Raw genomic sequence first — 1,585 nt, 5'->3', positions numbered from 1 at the left:
CTCAAACTTCCCACATTAAAAATAAGCTTAGCACCTTGAAAAATCAATGTTTTAACCCACAAAATAACAATCAGGCGGCACTTTGTCCGTATTCCAATGCTTCCTGCATGTATTTTGGCAGTCTCTGAATAAAGCTGGCAGTAAATTTCTCCAGCTCCTGTTCTGTGATATGGAAGTGTTCCATAACTGAATCCATAAGGGCGTTTATGATAATCTGCATTGACTGACTGAATGTAATATCATCCAGTTCGTCCATCAGACAGAAAAACAGTTCACAGAGCGTTTTGTCATCGGTATTCCTTCTTTGAGCAACCGAAAGCATCATATACCGTGTGAATACAATTGCTGTATGGGCATTTAATGCATCATAAGAAGTGCTTCGACACTCTTTTACCAGCCGGAGATAGGATTTGCAGGATTTGAAAAATATCTCTATATCCCACCGTTTTCCATAAGTACAGATGATTTCTTCTTCTGATAAAGAAGTATCTGTACAGAGGATTGCCAGCCAGTCCTTTTTCTTGCTTTTGTTGCGGACACAGACGATTTTGGCTGGGATAGCTTCTTCACCAACAGTCACGTTTATAGAAAGAAGATATTTAGAGCGTCCCCGGCGTTTACGGTTTTTGCTGTAAATTTCTTTGATGTTGAAGCGTCCATCCTGATATCCGTATTTTATCTTGCTGCTCTTTTTGACCATGGCAATTGTGTCCAGACCATGTTCCTGTTTTAATGCGATAACCGCTTTGGGAGATGAAAACCAGCTGTCAAACAGCACATATTTTGCTGATAATCCTGACTTTTGTGCCATGTGGATCAATTCCAGCATAACTTCCGTTGCTTTACGACGTGACTGTTTCCTGCGCTTTCCAGCAAGGGAACGACCATCATATGAAGAAGCTTCGCAAAGCAGATTTTTATCTTCTGCGGCAGAAAGCAGGCAGTGGTTAACCGGAATAAAGGAATTTCCATCCGACCATCCAAGTGTCAGCATTCGGTATCCCCGTTTGTATTTCATAGAGCAATGGTCAAATACCTTGGCAAGAAGCTCTGTTTTACAGGAACGTGAACGGTCAAACAGACTATCATCAATAATGAAGACATCTTTCCGATTATCAGATGTCAATGGCTTCATAAAGTCATTTATGATTCTTGCAGAAAGCAGTGTGGTGAAACGTTGCCAGTTGGTTTTCGTATTGTTAAGGAAACGATAAACTGTATTTTTGCAGAAGCCGCCTTCAAATGCACCTGTTTTTCTCTGCATATACATGCTTCTATCAGAGAAAATGAGACAAAACAGGTAACGGAAGATATCCATTACAGGAATTCCTTTCGTTTTTCCGGCATTGCATTGAAAAAGGAGCTTTCCGACTTGGAATTCTTTCAAAAATTTTGTGGCAGAATCAAAAATCTCATTTCCGTTTTCGGTCTTATGTGGTATACTTGACATAGCGTAAATCTCCTTGCTGTGTGATTGTTTTTGACAATTCAATTATACCACATGCAAGTGATTTATGCCTTTTTTATGGGTTAAAATATTGATTTTTCAAGGTTTAGCACACCAAATGGTGTGGGAAGTTTGAGT

At 39.7% G+C, this 1,585-nt stretch carries 1 protein-coding gene; it reads right to left on the bottom strand.

What is annotated here, in order from left to right; translation table 11 throughout:
• Positions 1-70: 70 nt before the first annotated feature.
• A complete protein-coding gene (locus ACTNES_RS20740; RefSeq protein ID WP_291814772.1) occupies positions 71-1,450 on the bottom strand; it encodes an IS4 family transposase in 1,380 nt (459 codons plus the stop codon).
• Between the last annotated feature and the right edge of the window lie 135 nt (positions 1,451-1,585).

The sequence above is a fragment of the Blautia sp. HCP3S3_D9 genome, from assembly GCF_052063845.1.
GTDB lineage: Bacteria > Bacillota > Clostridia > Lachnospirales > Lachnospiraceae > Blautia_A.
This window is presented reverse-complemented; position numbering and strand designations above follow the sequence as displayed.

Bases quoted from the DNA above. Each gene is read 5' to 3' on its own strand.
- ACTNES_RS20740 (WP_291814772.1), bottom strand. From the start codon at position 1,450: ATGTCAAGTATACCACATAAGACCGAAAACGGAAATGAGATTTTTGAT.